This window comes from Paenibacillus sp. FSL R7-0179 (genome assembly GCF_038002265.1).
Lineage (GTDB): Bacteria > Bacillota > Bacilli > Paenibacillales > Paenibacillaceae > Paenibacillus_AQ.
Genome location: NZ_JBBOCC010000002.1, coordinates 2,676,928 through 2,693,574 on the forward strand (window position 1 = coordinate 2,676,928; position 16,647 = coordinate 2,693,574).

14 protein-coding genes are annotated in these 16,647 nt (G+C 53.1%); 9 read left to right on the forward strand and 5 right to left on the reverse strand.

Features of this window, described 5'->3' with window-relative positions; all coding sequences use genetic code 11:
- Nucleotides 1-2 precede the first annotated feature (2 nt).
- From MKX63_RS28125 to MKX63_RS28140, 4 genes are all read left to right on the forward strand, one after another.
- A complete protein-coding gene (locus tag MKX63_RS28125) occupies nucleotides 3-761 on the forward strand; it encodes an ABC transporter ATP-binding protein (RefSeq protein WP_341021836.1) in 759 nt (252 codons plus the stop codon).
- A gap of 99 nt (nucleotides 762-860) precedes the next feature.
- On the forward strand, nucleotides 861-1,952 hold the full coding sequence (locus MKX63_RS28130; RefSeq protein ID WP_341021837.1) for a PRK06851 family protein: 1,092 nt from the start codon (nucleotides 861-863) through the stop codon (nucleotides 1,950-1,952).
- A gap of 199 nt (nucleotides 1,953-2,151) precedes the next feature.
- On the forward strand, nucleotides 2,152-2,922 hold the full coding sequence (locus MKX63_RS28135; RefSeq protein WP_341021838.1) for an endonuclease/exonuclease/phosphatase family protein: 771 nt from the start codon (nucleotides 2,152-2,154) through the stop codon (nucleotides 2,920-2,922).
- Nucleotides 2,923-3,167: 245 nt separating this feature from the next.
- The gene (locus MKX63_RS28140; protein WP_341021839.1) at nucleotides 3,168-4,079 is read left to right on the forward strand and encodes a glycerophosphodiester phosphodiesterase; all 912 of its coding nucleotides are present in this window, start codon (nucleotides 3,168-3,170) and stop codon (nucleotides 4,077-4,079) included.
- Nucleotides 4,080-4,185: 106 nt separating this feature from the next.
- On the opposite strand, the gene MKX63_RS28145 is transcribed toward MKX63_RS28140, so the two are convergent.
- Entirely contained in the window at nucleotides 4,186-5,361 is a 1,176-nt protein-coding gene (locus MKX63_RS28145; protein WP_341021840.1) for a serine hydrolase domain-containing protein, read from the reverse strand.
- A gap of 179 nt (nucleotides 5,362-5,540) precedes the next feature.
- Here MKX63_RS28145 and MKX63_RS28150 point away from each other — a divergent pair, with 179 nt between their 5' ends.
- Both MKX63_RS28150 and MKX63_RS28155 read left to right on the forward strand, forming a co-directional pair.
- Nucleotides 5,541-9,044 (forward strand): glycosyl hydrolase 53 family protein, encoded by a 3,504-nt coding sequence (locus MKX63_RS28150; protein ID WP_341021842.1) that lies wholly within the window; start codon nucleotides 5,541-5,543, stop codon nucleotides 9,042-9,044.
- Between the two features lie 458 nt (nucleotides 9,045-9,502).
- A complete protein-coding gene (locus MKX63_RS28155; RefSeq protein WP_341018523.1) occupies nucleotides 9,503-10,720 on the forward strand; it encodes an IS110 family transposase in 1,218 nt (405 codons plus the stop codon).
- A 260-nt stretch (nucleotides 10,721-10,980) separates the two neighbouring features.
- Here MKX63_RS28155 and MKX63_RS28160 read toward each other — a convergent pair whose 3' ends face one another.
- A complete protein-coding gene (locus MKX63_RS28160) occupies nucleotides 10,981-11,943 on the reverse strand; it encodes a helix-turn-helix transcriptional regulator (RefSeq protein WP_341021843.1) in 963 nt (320 codons plus the stop codon).
- A gap of 97 nt (nucleotides 11,944-12,040) precedes the next feature.
- Here MKX63_RS28160 and MKX63_RS28165 point away from each other — a divergent pair, with 97 nt between their 5' ends.
- Together MKX63_RS28165 and MKX63_RS28170 are read left to right on the forward strand one after the other, a co-directional pair.
- A complete protein-coding gene (locus MKX63_RS28165; RefSeq protein WP_341021844.1) occupies nucleotides 12,041-12,526 on the forward strand; it encodes a GyrI-like domain-containing protein in 486 nt (161 codons plus the stop codon).
- Between the two features lie 26 nt (nucleotides 12,527-12,552).
- Nucleotides 12,553-13,017 (forward strand): phage tail protein, encoded by a 465-nt coding sequence (locus tag MKX63_RS28170; RefSeq protein ID WP_341021845.1) that lies wholly within the window; start codon nucleotides 12,553-12,555, stop codon nucleotides 13,015-13,017.
- Between the two features lie 117 nt (nucleotides 13,018-13,134).
- On the opposite strand, the gene MKX63_RS28175 is transcribed toward MKX63_RS28170, so the two are convergent.
- Both MKX63_RS28175 and MKX63_RS28180 read right to left on the reverse strand, forming a co-directional pair.
- Nucleotides 13,135-14,385 (reverse strand): MFS transporter, encoded by a 1,251-nt coding sequence (locus tag MKX63_RS28175; RefSeq protein ID WP_341021846.1) that lies wholly within the window; start codon nucleotides 14,383-14,385, stop codon nucleotides 13,135-13,137.
- Entirely contained in the window at nucleotides 14,382-15,218 is an 837-nt protein-coding gene (locus tag MKX63_RS28180) for a TrmB family transcriptional regulator (protein WP_341021847.1), read from the reverse strand. Before MKX63_RS28180 ends, MKX63_RS28175 begins: the two co-directional genes overlap by 4 nt.
- A 235-nt stretch (nucleotides 15,219-15,453) precedes the next feature.
- On the opposite strand from MKX63_RS28180, the gene MKX63_RS28185 reads away from it, so the two are divergent.
- Nucleotides 15,454-16,077, forward strand: coding sequence for a lysozyme inhibitor LprI family protein (locus tag MKX63_RS28185; protein ID WP_341021848.1), 624 nt, complete (start codon nucleotides 15,454-15,456; stop codon nucleotides 16,075-16,077).
- Between the two features lie 178 nt (nucleotides 16,078-16,255).
- On the opposite strand, the gene MKX63_RS28190 is transcribed toward MKX63_RS28185, so the two are convergent.
- On the reverse strand, nucleotides 16,256-16,570 hold the full coding sequence (locus tag MKX63_RS28190) for a DUF1835 domain-containing protein (RefSeq protein WP_341021849.1): 315 nt from the start codon (nucleotides 16,568-16,570) through the stop codon (nucleotides 16,256-16,258).
- Between the last annotated feature and the right edge of the window lie 77 nt (nucleotides 16,571-16,647).

Here is a 16,647-nt window from a genome sequence, read left to right on the forward strand (position 1 = left end):
AGATGAGCAGCATTATTACAGGTACCCATATCGTGAAAACGTACGGCAAGGGTATAGAAAAGGCGACAGTGTTGAATGGAGTAGACGCAGATATAACAGAAGGTGAATTTGTTGCTGTAATGGGACCGTCAGGCTCAGGCAAAACGACATTGATGTTCGCGCTCAGCGGCATGGATGAGATTACAGAGGGAACGGTCAAATTTGGCGATACAGAATTATCCGGTCTCGGGGAAAGTAGGCTTGCGGATCTTCGCCGCACCCGGATGGGGTTTATCTTTCAGCAGCCTACAATGCTGAGGAACCTGAATCTGATGGATAATATCATGCTTCCCGCCGTGCAGGACGGCAAGAGGAATACAGCGGAACTCGTTGAAAAAGCGGCACACCTGATGATCCAGACAGGCATTGCCGGTCTGGAAAACAGGCGTACCACGGAGGTATCCGGTGGCCAGCTCCAGCGGGCCGGAATCTGCCGCGCGCTGATCAACACCCCGGAGATCCTATTTGCCGATGAGCCAACCGGTGCGCTGAACTCGAAGACCGCAGAGGAAATCATGGAATTGCTGGTGGCCATCAATCAAGCGGGCACAGCCATAATGCTTGTGACCCATGACACGAGAGTCGCCGCCAGGGCGGAGCGGGTACTGTTCATGAGGGACGGGAGCATCGTCTCCGAACTGGTGCTGCCAAAGTTCAGCGGCGGGGATCTGGTGGTCAGAGGGGAGAAGGTGCTTGCCCGGATGGTGGCTATGGGCATTTAGTTGGACGGAAATCTCATCGCTGCCCGAACCTTACAAATACCTGACGCATATTGTATGGTTATAAGCCTATAAGGCGACAACAGGAAAGGAAGTGGATGTATGGCTGCGGGAATTTTAAGATATTTTGCCGACGGAAATACGGCTCTTGGCTTCTACAGTTTGTTCGAATCGAATCTTCAAGGACTCCGGAGGATATTCATCTTGATGGGCGGGCCCGGTTCCGGCAAATCCTCGCTGATGAAAGCAATCGGCACAGAATGGGCAGAGCGGGGTTATCAAATTGAGCTGATCCATTGTTCATCCGATAAGGATTCTATTGACGGGGTCATTATTCCCGCGCTTGGCGTGGGCATTGTTGACGGGACTGCGCCCCATGTGATCGAGCCTAAGGCTCCCGGAGTAATTGAGGAATACGTGAACCTGGGGGAAGCACGGGACTCGGCAGCGCTTATCGGCCAAAGGGGGATCATTGAGGAGCTGAACCGGAAGACCGCGGATGCCTATGCGGCAGCGTACAGCAGATTTGCGGAGGCCCTGAACATTCATGACGAATGGGAAAAGATCTACTTTGAGCATATGGACTTCGGCCAGGCGGATCAACTAACGGCCTTAATGCTGGAACAGTTGTTTGGCGAAGCGAATCTTCAGAAGAGTGCTGAAGTGAAGCACCGGTTTCTGGGCGCAGCAACGCCGGCAGGATCGGTTGACTTTGTGCCTAATTTGACCGAAGGGCTGTCCAGACGCTTCTTCCTCAAAGGCCGGGCCGGAACCGGCAAATCAACCATCCTCCGCAAAATCGCCGCTGAGGCGGAGAAGAGGGGCTTTGATACGGAAATCTATCATTGCGGATTTGATCCCCACAGTCTGGATATGGTTATTGTGCGTGAGCTTGATTTTGCGATATTTGACAGCACCAGCCCGCATGAATATTACCCGGAGCGGGCAGGAGACGTAATCATCGATACCTATGAAGCTGTTGTTGCACCTGGAACGGATGAGCGCCTCGCCGGTCCGCTAGAGGAAATAAGCGCACAATATAAGGCCACAATGAAAACAGCAATAGCTGCGTTGGCAAAGGCCAAGTTGCACCGGGATGAATTAAAGGGAATATATATCGCAGCAATGGATTTTAGCGTGGCGGATGCGGCCAGAAACCGGATTTCTGCTGAACTGGCAAGTATGCTGGCTTAGCAGGTACTATGCTCTGAACCAGCCTTGGGGCTTACTCAGCGGAGGTATTCGCCTTCCGTAGAGTAAGCTCCAAGGCTTATAAAAGATGCGGTGTCTCCTGCCCGGAATACCGGTTGCGCTGCGTTCGGAAGAATTATAGACTTCAAGATGTGACAGTGTGAGAATTATAACCACTACAAGTATGGAGGAGAGAACAGCGATGAGTACTTACGAAATGGCTTCCTTTAATATCCGCCTGGACACTACGGCAGATGGAGAGAACAGCTGGGAGTTCCGCAAGGAGCATATGCTGCGCATGATCCGGCATTACCGCTGGGACGTCTTCGGACTGCAGGAGGCGCGGGGCAATCAGCTGAGGGATTTGGCAGCACTTGAGGATTATGAGGTGGAGGGCATCAGCCGTGATCATGATCCTGAAGGCGAACACTGCCCGGTCTTTTATAACAAGTCCGTATTCACCAAGGAAGACGGAGGCACCTTCTGGCTATCGGAGACGCCGGAGGTTCCGTCCAAGTCCTGGGGTGCTGACTACAACCGGATCTGCACCTGGGTGAGACTGCAGGATACAAGAAACGGGAATCGGATTCACTTTGTGAATACCCATCTGGACCATATCAGTGAGGAAGCCAGATACCGCGGTGCGCGGATGATTCTGGACTGGATTCGTAATCAAAGCGGGAATCTCCCGGTTGTATTGACAGGGGATTTCAATGCCATACCGGACGAACGTTGCTACCGGGAGATTATAGCGCAGCTGACCGATACCCGCAGAGCAGTTGATGCACACTATGGTCCCTGGGGTACATTCACCGTTTTCCGCTACGATATTCCGTGGGATGAGCTTCAGGAGATCGATTATATTTTTACGGACAAGCAGGTGAAGGTGCTGAAGACCCGGACGGTAACCGACAGCTTCGACCGGAAATACCCTTCGGATCATTATCCTGTTACAGCAACTCTGGTAATCTAACGGGGCGAAACTCAGCGAATTGGCTTGGGCTCTGGCAGAGCCTATTCCCGTAACACAAAGAAACCGGACCTCAAGGGGGCTGGTTTCTTTGCGCTGCATGGAGATATGGAGACAGTGGATTGTTTAGGCGATAAATGTCTGATACGATAGATAAGCTTCAAGATGGAAGTCCAAACACTCTCAGGAGTCACGGTTATCCCATTCTGAATAGAGTATCTTATTATCACACAAATGGGGACAACAGCATGATGAAGATGTTCAGACATAAGGGTTATTTTATCGGAGTCCATATTGTATTGTGTATTTCCTTGTTCTCCACCCTGTACGCGTATTCTCCGCTCATCCGGGTGAAAGTGAAGGAGATCATTGAGCCGGCAGACAAAGTCTATACGATTGCCCACCGCGGCGCGTCCGGTTATGCTCCTGAGAACACGCTTGCCGCCTTCGAGCTGGCGCGTGAGATGAATGCCGACTCGATTGAGCTCGATATCCATCTGACCAAGGACCTGATTCCGGTCGTGATTCATGACGAGACGGTTAACCGTACCACCAGCGGCAAAGGCTATGTGAAGAATATGACCCTGGAGCAGATCAAGCAGCTCGATGCAGGCTCATGGTTCAATCAGGCTTACCCGATGTTCGCCAGAGATCTCTATATTGGACTTACCGTCCCTACTCTTGAGGAAGTATTCGAGATGTTCGGCAAGGACATGAGCTATGTGATCGAGATCAAGGAGCCTGCCCCGAAGTTCGGGATCGAAGCGATCCTGAATGAAACGATTCTGAAATATGATCTCGCCAAAAGGGTATCCGTACACTCCTTCAGCGCAGCCAGTCTGCGGAAGCTTCATGCGATCAACCCGGATATCCCGCTATATCAGCTGGTATGGAATGATTATGCGGCTACAAGGGTGACTCAGTCCTATCTGGATACCGTGAAGACTTATGCCGTAGGCATCAGTCCCAATTTCCAGGGAATTAGTGCTGCTTATGTAGCGCAGGTGAAGAGGGCCGGGCTGAAGATCATCCCGTACACGGTGAACTACCAGCTCAATATGGATAAAGCCTACTCCTGGGGACTAGACGGAGTGCACACCAATTATCCCGACCGCTTCCTTGAAGTGATTGCTGCCAACAGGGCGAAAGGCAAATGGTAGGGGTGGAGTGGGAACACAGAGCCGCTCATTTACTATAAAAAGTCCAGAAAAAGAGTCCAGTTCTTGTCCGGGTAGCCGGACAAAGACTGGACCCTTATCGTTGTGCCTATAATGCGCTTAATACGATATTCCGCAGCTTACGTGTAATGGGCAGGGTACCGGAGTCCTTTCTCTGGATCATGAACAGGAGGGTCAGGCGTTCCAGCGGACAATTGGCAAAATAAGCTCCCAGCCAGCCGTCCCAGCCGTATTCTCCCAGGCTGCCGAGTCCTCCGGCTTGACCCGGATTGGTCAGGACGCGCATCTGATTGCCGTAGCTGTAGCCTTGCAGCGAATGCCAGGGGTTGAAGCCTTGCTGCTGCCAGCTGGTCAAGCTGGCCGAGGTCATAAACTGAACGGTGCGGGGCTTCAGCAGCTGCACCCCGTTCAAGCTGCCCTGATTCATCAGCATAGTGGTGAATTTGGCAGCATCCTCAATGGTCGAGACCAGTCCGGCTCCGCCTGCTTCATAAGCTGCCTCCCGGTCCATATGATGGTTAACGCCCAGGGGACTCTCCGAGAACGGTGTCAATCCGCCCTCGCCATCATCCTGGTAGACAGTGGCCAGCCGCTCTCGCTTGTCTTCGGGCAGCCAAAAGCCGGTATCGTTCATTTGCAGCGGACCGAAGATCTCCTGTTGCAGGAATTCTCCGTACCGCATGCCGCTGACAACTTCAACCAATGCACCTAGTACATCCGCAGAGGTTCCATACTGCCAGGAGGATCCCGGCTCTAAGGCCAGCGGACCCTCACCCAGCCGGTTAGCGAATTCCAGGGTGCTCATCGGGTTCGTGCCAAGCAGGCGGCTGTTCAGCTCCTGGTACAACAACTCCGTATACTGACCTGCCAAGCCTTCTCCGCCGTAGACCAGGCCGGAGGTCATGTTCAGCAAGTCATTAATATCAACCTCACGAGTTACGGGCACAAGCTCGCCGTTCTTTTCCGCCTTCTGATTCTTGAATCCGGGTATGTACTGGCTGACCGGATCGAACAGGTCGATCTCCCCACGCTCCAGGAGCAGCATAACGGCTGCGGCAGTAACCGGCTTCGTCATCGAGTAGAGGCGGAAGATCGAATCCCTGGACATTTTACGGCCAGCTTCAATATCGGCAAAACCGTCTTCGTGATACCAGCTTTCATGTCCGTCCTGAATCACCATGAAGTTCGCACCGGCAATTTCCTTATTGGCAATGCTTGCGCTTATCGCTTTGGTGATTAGACGGGTAGTGTTTAAATCCAGCATCTCTAGGTCTCCTTTGGTTATATTTCACATAGAAAATATTATACGTCTTTCAGAGTGAAATGTAAGCGCATTTCAGCGAAAAAATTGAATAAGTATAGGTTTTCGTTGCTTTGCTTAATTCAATGTTACCTTTCTGGTCATCTATACTTACAGGGAGACTATCACAGGGAGGTAATAATTTGAAACAGAGAACAAGATGGCTTGCAGCGGTTCTTACGTTTACAATGCTAATCATGTCGCTGACTGCACTTGGATTACCGGCACAAGCCGGAGCGGCTCCGATTCCGCAATCCTTCGCCAAGGGCGCAGATGTCAGCTGGCTGCCGCAAATGGAAGCTCAGGGTTACAAATTCTATAACGATCAGGGAGACGAAGCGGACCTGCTCCAGATTCTGAAGGATCACGGCATTGATTCCATACGACTCCGGGCCTTCGTCAATCCCTCCGATGATCCGATTAACGGGCATAACAGCACCGGAGAGCTGGTTCAGCTGGCCTCCCGTGTAAGCGCTCTCGGCTTCCGGGTGATGGTTGATCTGCACTATAGTGATTCCTGGGCCGATCCCGGGAAGCAGGTTACTCCGGCAGCATGGGAGAGTGATAACCTGGAGCAGCTCAAAGCACATGTCTCGGAGTACACCACAGAGGTAATGCAGGCGCTGAAGACTGCGGGGGTAACCCCCGAGTGGGTGCAGATTGGCAATGAGATTAATAACGGGATGATGCATCCGCTGGGCAGCTATAGCAATACGGCGAATCTGGTGGAATTGATCCAGTCGGGATCACATGCGGCCAAGGCTGTTTTTCCTGAGACCAAAATCATAATTCACAGAGCCAACGGAGCAGATAGCGGTGTAGATCCTTTCTATGCCGGGCTGGTCGAAGCAGGGCTTAAGGACAGCGATTATGACATCATCGGGTTATCCTATTATCCGGATTCTATCTATACTTCTTCCATTAATGAACTATCCTCCAACATGAATCTTCTGGCTGCAAAATACGGCAAGGAGGTTATGGTCGTCGAGGTTGGCGGCGATGTCAGCAAGAATGTAGATAATGTATATAACATGCTGGTTGCTGTGCAGAACGGCGTGAAGGCCGTACCTTGCGGCCAGGGAACAGGCGTGTTCTATTGGGCACCCGAGGGAGTCTATTTCGGCTATGGGCTGTCTGCCTGGAACCCGGACGGAAAGCCTTCCTTCGCGATGGATGCTTTTATTGAAGGTGCTTCTGCAATCAACCGGGTACCCGTTCAGTCGGTAAAAGTAGAGAAACAGACCGCTATCCTTGAAGTAGGCGGAACCGGCAGCGTCAAGGCAACGATCAGCCCGGGAAATGCAACCTATAAGGGGCTGACCTTCACCAGCTCTGATGAAACCATCGTTAAGGTAGACAAGTATAAAGGAACGATCTCCGGGCTTGCTGCCGGGACCTCCACCGTAACAGCGGTTACTTATGACGGCGGATTTACAGATTCAACTGAGATTACAGTCTCGCCAAGCACCAGCTTCATTCAGAATCCAGGCTTCGAGGACGGGCTGAATGGCTGGACCGTAAGCGGCGACAGCACGGCGGTCAATGTGGAGTCAGATGCCCACTCCGGTTCGGCTGCACTGCACTACTGGAGCTCAGGGGCTGCGGAATTCCAGATCTCCCAGACGGTCACCGGACTTGAGAATGGTACCTATCAGTTATCTGCTTGGGTCTCGGGTAACGGCGGGGAAGAGACGGCAGAGATCTTTGCAGGTAATCAGAAGCAGCCGTTCGTCAATACAGGCTGGCAGCAGTGGAGTAATCCAACCATTGATACCGTTGAGGTTACAGATGGAACGCTGACACTAGGCGCTAATCTGAAATACGCGGGAGACAAGTGGGGGAATATTGATGACTTCAAGCTGGTCAAAAAAGCCGGAGCCGTCAGCACTAATAATCTCACGGTGAACGGCGCGAAGTCCGACTGGTATCTGAGCGGCACCAAGCCCGCTACCTTCGGAGACAGCAATGCTTCAGGCGGCTTCGATTACGGGGATGACAAGCCCATTAACTTCAGCCTTACTCATGAAATTACCGGACTGGAGCCGGGAACCTATACCCTCCAGGCCAAAATCTTCGGGGACAAGGGAGAGCCTTCTCCCGGTTCGGTGATGTATGTGATCTCCGAGGGACAGACGTATTCGGTGCCGGTTACCTATTCAGGCAGCGCCTGGCTGAAGCCCCGGACTCTGACGCTAAAGCATGTGCACATAGGGGAAGACGGCAGCGCATCGCTGGGCTTCAAAGTCATGACGGACTCAGATAATCATTACGGTTATCTGCAAGAGGTGACCTTCGTGCGTAATAGCACAACTGCACCTGAAGTTCCAAGTGAACCAAGCGAACCCAGTGAACCAAGCGAACCTGTAACACCTCCAACAACAGAGCCAGTAACACCTCCGGTTACAGAACCGGTAACACCTCCTGAAGAGAATCCTGCGCCAAGTGCGGAAGCCAGTCCGGCACCAAGTCCGGCTGTGGCACCGGGAAAGGGCTCCGGTTCAGGCTGGACAGCTCCGCTGGCAACAGCACAAGCGTCAGCTGCACCGCAGCCGGAGATTCTGACGGTAACGGAGCCGAAGGTGAATGCCCAGAACCAGATTGTGATTCCAGTGGCCGAGGGGCAGAAGGAAATAAGAATTCCGGCAGACGCTGCGGCGCTTAAGGGAATCGCTGCGCTGAAGGTGGAGGGCCAGACCGTGGCTATAGAAATTCCAGGTAAGGTTGTTCAGCAGCTTCAAGCGTTGGCAGGACAGCAGCTGAAGGGCTCGATGATGTCTATCGTGCTTGAGCCATCGTCCCCAGAGCAGAAGACAGCCTGGATTCTTCAAGCGGGTAAGAAGAATAAGGCTGAACTGAGAACAGCCGGAGAAATGTTCAATCTCAGTCTGTCTGTACTGAATCAGCAAGGGGTTAAGACTCCGCTGGCCTCCTTCACCGAGCCTGTCATGCTTCGTCTGAAGCTTCAGGAGAACGGGAATCGGAAGCTGGCTGGTGTGTACGCGGTAGCAGATGACGGGACGATTGAATATGTGGGGGGAACCAGCGAACAGAGCTTGATGATTGTACAGGTTCCGCAATCCGGCAAGTATGCTGTGCTTGAGTATGACAAGACCTTTGCCGATGTGGGGCAGGGGCACTGGGCCTATCAGGCGGTTCAGGAACTGGCAGCAAAGCATATCATTGCCGGCAACGGCGGGGACAGCTTCGCGCCGAAGCGGGAAGTGACCCGTGCCGAATTTGTTACGATGCTTGTACGCGCGCTTGGGCTAAAGGCGGAGGGCATGAGTTCGTTCGCTGACATAACCAGCAGCAAGTGGTATTCGGCCGATGTGGCAGCCGCTTATGAAGCGGGAATCGTGAAGGGAGATGCGGCCGGCCGGTTCGCAGCAGAAGCGCCGGTCACGCGCCAAGAGATGGCCGCGCTGCTTGTGCGAGCTTACGAGCTGCGCTCGGGAAGCCCGGCTCCGGCAGGAACACCAGCCGCTTATACCGATGCCGGAACCATCGGCGGCTGGGCGAAGGAGGCCGTGGGTGCTGCAAGTTCGCTTGGCTTCCTTGCGGGCAGCCCGGACGGGGCTTTCAAGCCCCAGGCTTATGCAACGCGCGCAGAGAGTGCGAAAGTGTTGGCCTTGCTGCTAAATCAGTAAGCCGAAGACTAAAAGCATAAGTAACAGTAGAGTAGAGCAGCGATCCTCCTGTAAAGGGGGCGCTGCTCTTTTTACTGGCATGGGATCGTGCGGTTGCGAAGGAGCAGGGCGGATATATGCGAAAAACCTACTACATTGGATCGCGGGATGGCAAACGGGCCGAATGCATGCGAAAAACAGGCATGACAAGACAGAGACCTTGTCACCCCCAGGAATGAAAATAAGTGGGTGGCATCCGTCGCATCCATTCTAAAAGAGGCTGTAGTCGTCAACACTACATATACAAATCAAAGGGCGGAAACGGTTACTGGGATACACCCCGTGCGAAAAACTGTTCTATTGCGCTTTTCGAGCATCGCCTATTGTAGCCCCCAAAAGTACGTGTATTAAATTACACTCACTCGAGCGCATGATTTGTAAGCTGACGATGGAGGATGATTGGAATGGATGCTGTACGTATGTGTTGCGCCGGTCTGGACGTGCACCAGGAAACCGTTGTGGCCTGCGTGTTGAAAGGACCGATCGAACAGAAACCCCAATGTCACCTGAAAACCTTTGGGACGACAACCAAAGAATTGCTAGGCCTGCAAGATTGGCTGAGTGAACAAGGCTGTCGGGAGGTGGTGATGGAGAGTACGGGCGTGTTATGGAAACCGGTATGGAACATCTTAGAGGGCAGTTGTGATCTGGTCTTGGCCAACGCCCAGCGGGTAAAGAATACGCCGGGTCGAAAAAGTGACATGCAAGATGCGCGCTGGTTAGCGCAATTGCACCGTTGCGGGCTCATTGAAGGCAGTATGGTGCCCGAACAAGACATCCGGGATTTGCGAGACTTGACCCGTTACCGGAGTAAGATGGTGCAGGCGGTGACGGCGGAGAAAAACCGCATTCACAAAATCCTGCAGGATGCCAACATTAAGCTAACCACCTTTATGTCCGATCTATATGGGGTTTCGGGACGGGGCCTGCTCCAGAAGATCATGGACGGCGAGGTCATCGACGAAGGGACCGTTAAAAACCTGGTCAAAACCCGTTTGAAAAAGAAAGTTCCGCAGTTGCTAGACGCGCTCAATGGCAAGTTGCGCCGTCATCACCGCGAGATGATTCGAGACCACTGGGACCACTTGGTCTATTTGGAGAAAAGGATCACGGAGCTGGAAGCTCGAATCGAGGCGAAGGCAGAACCGTACCTGGAGGTGATTGAACAAATTGACTCCATTCCAGGAATTGAGCGGACGTCTGCCGTGACCATCTTTGCCGAAGTGGGGCCGCATGTCGCGGAAATGTTCCCGAGTGATGCGCAGTTTGCATCATGGGCGGGGGTGTGTCCAGGGAACAACGAAAGCGCGGGAAAGCGAAGAAAGTCAAAAACGATGCAAGGGAACAAGCATCTGAAAGGGGCCTTGTGTCAGGCGGCTTGGGCGAACTCTCGCTCCTCGAACCGGATCGGCCAATTTTTTCGACGAATACGTAAGAGAAGAGGCGATAAAAAAGCAAACGTCGCCACCGCGCATTTGCTGATTCGAATCCTCCATGCCCTGATGCGGGAGAAGAGGTCATACCAAGAAATAGACGTCTCACTAGGCGATGAGACGTCCAAGAAAAACACGTTAGATAGGTACGTGAACTATATCCAGCAGTTAGGATATAGCGTGCAATTAAATCCTATCCAATAGTCTTCCCTTTTTCAAAAAAAACGAAACGTTTTTTTGGGGCGGTGGGTCTTTTTTTGTCAAAACCCGTTCTGCTGCGCATTTTCCGGTACTTTTATTTTCGTATTAAACCGATCACATTGGACAGCGGGAAGGCGAACGGCCGCAATGTAGTTGAAAAACCGATCACATTGGACAGCGGGATGGCAAACGGGCCGAATGTAGTCGGAAAACAGAACACATTGGATCGCGGCGAACGCAACAGTAGGCGGGCCGCACACTCCCTAAGTCTGAAACAAATCTACCCTCGCTTGCAGCTCCGCCCGTACTTCCTCCGGGATTTCCTTCATCTTAAGATCATCGCCCAGGAACAACAGCCAGTTTGTGATCTCCTTCAGCTCCTCCATCCGATTGACCTCGACATCCATCTTCAGGATAGCGGTAGTCTGATAGGGATTGGTGTAGGACAGCGCAACCCGGAACGGGTGATATTTGCGGTATTGGGCAATGGCCCGGGGACCGAGCTCCAGGACAAGGTTGTTTTTTACCTGCTGCTTGCTTAGCTTCTCCTGAATTTTTTTGGTGCTCAGCCTCTTGGGTTCGGGGGAGGGGATCACATCCGTAAGCTGATCAACCGGGATGATCCGTTTTCTGGAGGCGTCCAGGTCGAAGGACTCGATGAGCCACAGGCTTTTCTCCTGATAGAGACGTAAAAGATACACAGCATATGTGATATCCTGTTGCTCTTCCCGGCAGGTGAGTAGCAGATAGCGGTCCGCCAGCAGGAGCCGGATCAGCTTGTCCAGCATAGGGTGGGGGAGATCAGACAGATCCAGCAGATCAGGATTGCCCGGATGGGTGCCCTCGAACAGCAGGATCTGATTGAGAAGAACAAGCTCCTCCTGCTGATTCTCCGAGATGAGCCCCAGTAATTTCTCCGTCAGCGACTGGCGGCTTTTGAGATAAGGAAGTTGGCCGTTTCTTGTCGCCATGAAGGCAATGAACAGCGCTTTGACCTCGTTATCCGTGAACCGGACCACCGGAAGGATAGAGTTACGCATGACGGAATACCCGCCATCCCGGCCCACCTCAGCAACCAGCGGCATACCCAGAGCCTCGATTTCCCGGATATCCCGCTGGGCGGTCGAACGTGAAATGTTGAATTCCCGCATGATTTCCGTCAGGGTAAAATGGGCACGATTGTTAATGTACCGCATGATGATGTTGATCCGTTCTACTTTTTTCATCGCGGCTCCTAAACAGGTTCATTTTTTGACATGATTTAAGGTTATCATATACATAGCAGGTGAGGAACACAAATATGAATAAAGGCGGGATATGACAATGGCAGGGTACACTATTGAAGAGAAAGACAGCTTTACGGTGATTGGTCTGGGCGTTGATCTTAAGAGTGATTATACGGACTATGCGGGGATCTATAAGGAGAAGATGGATTTTTGGCAGGCAGTCAGTGATGATGGCAGGCTCGACTTATTAAAAGGGATTGCGGCGAATGAATATGTGTTTGTAGTAAACGAAGCAGTGAACGGCAAAATGATGCATTACGCCGGGGTAATGGCTGATGCAGCCGCGCAGATTCCGCAAGAGGCCCGGGTGATCCAGTTCCCGAAAGGGGAATACCTCGTAGTGGCAGGAGAAGGAGCGACGACTGAGGAATTAAGCAATACCGTGACGGGCATAGCCTTCGGACAAGCCTTGCCGCAAGCAGAAGGGTACGCCTACGTGGGCGGGCCCAATACGGCTGTGGAGATGGGACGGCGTGACGGCTCGCTGTATGGTGAAATGTGGATTCCGGTCGTCAGAAACTAAAGTAATGTAATGGAGGATAACTAACTATGGCGTATACAGTTGATTTCAAAGAAGTATCTGTGCAAGGTCTGGAGTCGTCGCCCGTTGCTGAGGCGCTGGCGGGTCTGCGTGCGAATGAGGCGCGATATTTCATGAACAAGTATAAGCATGAATTCACAGTCGTTCCGGCCAGTGAAAGCCAGGAGACGCTGGATTACGTGAACGGGATTCTGAGCAAGGAGCGGGGTCTTGAATTTGCAGCCAAGCCACTCCAAACATCGCGCTTCCAGGTGGAGAATATCAGGTTCGCCTACGTTTTCTATGAGGATGGTCTTGCCCTTAACGTGATGTATACGGTGGATGATCCCAAGAAGCGGGCAGTTGGCTTCAAGCTCTCAGAGGGGATGGAGATTCCGAAGGAGCTGGCGGACAAGTTCAAGTTCGCGCGGCAGAAGTCGAAGCTGGCCGGTACGATCCGGGGATCGTTTTTTGTGATTAAAGGGGAGTACTAATTTCCATCCCCACAAAGTGGAGCTTAAGCTTCGAAGTATATTCAGATACTTTGCGGGGGCCCCAAAACAAATAAATTCGTAAAGAGGGGCTGCCAACCGGCAGCCCCTTTCGAGCGTTCAAATCTCCTCCGCTGTATACGTCTTCTGGGTACGGAGGACCGGGAAGAACCGGTACATCCAGAGCACGGTAATAATCAGGGTGCCCACTCCGCCGATCACGGTTGCAGGCACGGCCCCGACGAGCCCGGCCATGGTGCCGGACTCGAATTCGCCAAGCTGGTTCGAGGTACCGATGAATAACGAATTCACTGCGTTCACCCGGCCCTGCATCTCCTGCGGTGTGTTGACCTGCACCAGTGTCGAGCGGATAACGACACTCACGACATCCGAGCCGCCGATCAGAACCAGTGCGAACAGGGACAGCCAGAAGCTGTGGGAGATGCCGAACAGCATCGTTGCCAGGGCGAAGACGACCAGCGAGGCGAACAGCATCCGGCCGATGGCCCGTTCCACCGAATAGCGGGTCAGGATGAGCGAGACGATAATCGCACCTACCGCCGGGGCGGAGCGCAGCAAACCAAGACCGAGCGAGCCGGTCTTCAGGATATCCTCGGCGAAGATTGGCAGCAGTGCCGTGGCCCCGCCAAGCAGTACAGCGAACAGGTCCAGCGAGATTGTACCCAGGATAATCTTGCGGGCGAAGACAAACCGCAAGCCGCTGAGAAAGGTGTCCATGCTGACCGCGTCCAGCTTCTTGACGAAATGGACGGTCTTGACGAAGAAGATTAGCACCGTAGATACCAGCAGCGCGGCAAGCGAGGCGAGATAGGCGGCAGCCGTACCCCAGACGACGAGGACACCTCCGAGCGACGGGCCGACGATCATCGCCGTCTGCATAGCAGACGCGGACCATGCCGCTGCCTTCGGAAGCTGCTCCCGATCCACAATGTCCGGCACCAGCGCTGCCGAGGCCGGACTCTCGAAGGTACGGCATGCACCAAGCACTGCTGCGGCTGCCAGCAGTTGGACCGCGCTGAGCCAGCCTTCGATGCTGCCGAGGACAAGCATCAGCACGATGAGGCACTCTGTAAGCTGGCACAGGAACACAATGGTTCGGCGGTCATAGCGGTCAGCCGTCTGTCCGGCAGGCAATGTCAGCAGCAGCATGGGCAGGAATTGGGCCAGCCCGACCAGTCCAAGCTGGTAGGCGCTGCCGGTCAGCGCATACATCTGCCAGCCAATCGCCACCGACAGCATCTGGAAGGCACTGGTGGAGAAGATCCGCGCGATCCATAGGCGCAGGAACGAGCGGTTATGCAGTACAGATGAGTGTGAAGTAGTCATATCCGGTGTATTCAATCTATTCAATGGGAGTCATCCTCCAAGCAATCTGGATTAGGTTCCGATTCGGGGGCTGGCTTCCGCCCGCGCATTTCTGGGTGTTCCTGGAATATTAAGGAGTAATTCTTGCCATAACGCGCCTCCAGCTCCAGGGCGAAATCCTGCTCAATGCGCATCATCACGACATCGTGATAATAAGACGTCTGAAGGACATCCAGCACAGCCGGATGGTTGCTCTCCAATGCAGAAGCCTGCCCGTGGCGGGTGAAGCTGCCCAGCAGAGAGGTCTCCTTATCCAGCAGGAGAGAGAAGTTCCGGGAGGTCTTCGGCCCGCCTGCCGGAACACTATGCACAATGACACGCGACAGCGCTGTAGGTATGTCGCCTATCACCATCAGGTGGACGGCAATGCCCCGTTCTTCGGCGGCAAGCAGTGTGTCTTCTATCCGGTGCAGATCCTCCGCCCAGATATCTGCCAGAATCTCCTCGCTGGCATTGGCAGCAAGACGCTTTACTGCCAGACCGACCTGTGCATCTCCCTTCCAGTTGCTGAAGAATGGCGGTGCGGCAGGCAGGTGGGTCAGCTCGTTCTCCAGCAGGCGGGCGGTGCGCTCAAACTCTGCCTGAAGCAGCTTGACGACCTGACGGACTGGAATTGCAGCAAAGGTAACCGGCTCGCCTTCGATTGTCCGGCAGACTCCTTTATCTACCAGACTGCGTAGTGCGGCGTATACATTGGAGCGGGACACGGACACCTGCTTGGCGACCTCATAACCCGAGGAGGGCGGCTGCCCGTGCAGCGCCAGATAACAGCGGGCTTCCAGGTCGGATAAGCCGAGCTTGCGTAATGCTTCAATCATAGGTGAACCGCCTTTCTGTGAGAGTAAATAATGCTTCGTTGTATGTAGAAGTATTTCAAAATACTACTCCGATCCCAAAGTGCTGTCAAGCAGTAATATTCGGCCGTCCGCGCTTCCAAGCGTTTCAAAAAATGATTACACCCGGGTGAAATCAGGTAATAACTCTCAAGACGGCTTATGAACAGCCGGTATACAATAGAGTCTCAACTATAAACCAATGACAGGATGAGGACTTATGCGAAAAGCAATTCTGACTACCATGCTCATCTCCAGTCTCTTACTGGCTGGCTGCGGCAATAACGAGGCGGCAAATGGCGGTGCGGCGGCTACGGCAGAGACCGGACAAGCAGCGACGGCAAGCCCGGAGGTTACACCAGAGGTCACGCCGGAACCGGCATCTGAGGCTACCGTAGAGCCCGCACCGGAAGCTACGGCACAGGCTCCTGCGCAGACAGCCGCGCCTGAAGCCACTCCGCAGGCCAGTGCAGCGGCGGGGGAATCCCAGCGGCAGACTTATTTTGACAAGCTGGATAAGATTGAAGAAGGACTAAGCGATCTGAAGGCGATGTCAGCCAGCGGTGTAACGGCAGACATGAAGGAGGCCGCCTCCAAGGAGCATGAACGCTGGGACAAGGCGCTAAATGAAATCTACCAGGAGCTTAAAGCGCAGCTTACCGAAGCCGATATGGCGAAACTGAAAGAGGAGCAGCTAAGCTGGATCAAGGAACGCGATAAAGCAGCAGAGGAAGCAGCTGCCAAATATAAAGGCGGAACGATGGAGGGGCTGGAGTACGCGGCGACCTTGGCTTCAGTAACGAAGGAGCGTTGTTATAAGCTGGTGGAATTGTATATGAAGTAATCAAATAGCGCAGCGATTTTCTCATAAGGAGGGCCGCTGCGCTATTTTTTTGACCACTTGAATGGCTGAAGAATTATTAACTCTAACACGCGGATGAAGACACCCCCTGCACTAACAAATCCCTTTCTGCCCTGATTGCGCTCTTGCTCCACTTTCAGTTCAGTAACGGACCTCAGAATTACCTCATCCAGCGCGCTTTCACGGTCTGTGCCATATGGACAAGCTGATTCTCTTGGTTATGGTGCTGGCTAAGGCTGTAATTCTCATCTCGTTCCATTATCCAAAGATGCCTGTTCTGCATTCCGGTTATGGTGTCCAACCCTGATAAAGGCCCAATTGAGAATAATTCATTAAAAGCCAGAACTTGGCTTGTCTCACGTTTACCGAGGGCACTAAGCGCTACTTTTAAAGAACCCGCATCCGACATGCCGAAAAGAATATGTACATATTCCTGTTCCATTCCTTCAATTGAAGCTCCGTGTGCCTCTGCCATAAACACTCCCCTAACCAAACATATCCTTTATGATACCACATATTGGAACCTGGCTTAGCCGTTATAATAGTCGATTC